At 43.7% G+C, this 2,125-nt stretch carries 2 protein-coding genes and 1 riboswitch; both genes read right to left on the bottom strand.

Going from position 1 to position 2,125, the window contains the following annotated elements:
• Window positions 1-69: 69 nt before the first annotated feature.
• Window positions 70-168, bottom strand: a riboswitch (TPP riboswitch).
• Between the two features lie 119 nt (window positions 169-287).
• Window positions 288-1,034 carry a carboxylesterase gene (locus LD39_RS06800; RefSeq protein ID WP_035544386.1) on the bottom strand — a complete coding sequence of 249 codons (747 nt, stop codon included), beginning with the start codon at window positions 1,032-1,034 and terminating at the stop codon, window positions 288-290.
• Window positions 1,035-1,074: 40 nt separating this feature from the next.
• Entirely contained in the window at window positions 1,075-1,908 is an 834-nt protein-coding gene (locus LD39_RS06805) for an SDR family oxidoreductase (RefSeq protein ID WP_035544389.1), read from the bottom strand.
• Window positions 1,909-2,125 lie beyond the last annotated feature (217 nt).

Genomic DNA, 2,125 nt, shown 5'->3' on the forward strand with positions numbered 1-2,125 from the left:
AAAGACACAAAAAAAGCAACACCTATGGGGAAGCTTCCTGATGGAGGTTCCCGTTAAGCGTTGCTCAACCATCAAAAAAGCCACCATCCCTACGCCAGTATTAACTGACAGGTTCGAAGGGTCTGAACCATGTTCACTCTCAGCCGGAAGGCTCCCCTTGAAGGCTTTATACCGTTACTTTTCTTGATTTGTTTTCTATTATAGTAGAAAAGCAAATGAATTTCAAAACTTTTTATTGCCCGGGAAATCCCTCTATACTGGCCTTTCCCACATGGCTCCTTTGTTTTTCACTTCGTCTTTGTATACATTTGAAAGAACTCAAGACTCCGCTCAATGATCAAATCTTGATCGTTATCCAACGTTGCCACATGGTAGCTGTTTTCTAAGTGCACGATTTCTTTATGCTCAGAAAAAACGGTATCAAAGATCATTTCAGAGTTGTGCGGAGGAACGACGTGATCTTCATCAGAAACAAAAACAAGAATTGGACAATGAATGCTGGAAAGTTTGGTTTTCACCTGCTCCATTAAATCAAGGAGTTGATTGATGGAACGAACAGGGGTCCGTTCATAAGCCAGCTCTTCCACTCCCTCTTTTTTAATGTCGGAACCAATCGCATCAATAAACCGGCCTTCCATCGCTTCTGTATTTTCCATCGCTGGAATTTCGATAGCTGCGTTGATCGGGATAACCCCTTCAATATCAGGGTAGGTTTGGGCAACGTGAAGAGCCAGTGTACCTCCCATCGATAAGCCGACAGCAAACACAACTTCACACCGTTCTTTTAACCAGTTGTAAGCTTCATCTATGGATTCAACCCAATCCTTGTTGCTTGACATCTCCATATCTTCCGGTGTTGTTCCGTGACCTTTCAATCTTGGTGCGGAAACGGTGTAACCGGCCCTAGCATAAGCTTCAGCAAGGGGTCTCATACTTTGTGTTGTACCTGTAAAACCATGGGAAACGAGAATTCCGACCTCATTTCCTTTAAAACGAATCGGTTCCGCCCCTTTTAAGACATTCGCGATTGTCATGACTTCCTCTCCTTTATAATGGTCTCCTGTTCTCTGAAAGTCAGGAGAGTAGATTTTTTAATACCATTCTTTCCAGCCAGGACCACGGAAGGATTCTCTTTAAGAATAGATTCATCCGCACCCCTGCTCCGATTGGATAACGCAGTTTTCTGATTTTCTCTTTCTCTGCGAGTTTTGACATCAGTGCGGCCACCTGCTGAGGGTCCCCGTGTGATTCGCGATTCAGTGCCTTCCATAAGCCCTTAACGTACTCGGCATACGGTGACTCTGGGTTGTAAACCGCATTCGGCAGCTCCATTCCTGAATTCCATATGTTCGTTTGATAGGATCCTGGTTCAATCAAAGCGACATCAATTCCAAAAGGTTTTACTTCCAAACGCAAGCTTTCAGATAATCCTTCCAATGCATGCTTGGAAGACACATAGGCGGACAGCCCAGGGAAACCGATCAGCCCACTGACACTGCTGACGTTCAGGATTTTCCCGCTCTTTTGTTTTCTCATAACCGGAAGTACGGCCTTCGTGACACTAATCACTCCGAAAAAGTTGGTTTCAAATTGGCGACGATAAGCCTCCAATGGTACTTGTTCCACAAAACCACCGATAGCAAAACCGGCATTATTGACAAGTACATCAACACGGTCGATCTCAGTGAGCCTTTCTTGGAAATGGGCTAAGGAAATGGCGTCTGTAACATCCAACTGCCAGATCTCAATTCTTTTTTTCACCTCTTCATCTATTGACTCTGTTTCATATACTTTCGCTTTATCCAAATTTCTCATCGTTGCGATGACACGGAATCCTTTTTCTGCACATTTTAACGCGGTCATGTAACCAAAACCGCTGGATGCTCCGGTAATTAGTACGGTTTTCATCGAAAAGAACCTCCTTCTCTGTTCTTTTAACTAAATTCGATAAGCCTAGTACTTTTCCCTTTTCTCAAAGAATCTAATTACTATTCTTGAAATTTTTCTTATTCCCATAAAGCTCCCGATTGATGAAAACTCAGTTTTGAGACTTTTTCATGTTTCCGTTGCCTTGGATAGAAAAAGGAGGTCCGGGAAATCACTCGCTTTCCGTGGGCGGGCGCTG

This window comes from Halobacillus sp. BBL2006, assembly GCF_000786645.1.
Classification (GTDB): domain Bacteria; phylum Bacillota; class Bacilli; order Bacillales; family Halobacillaceae; genus Halobacillus.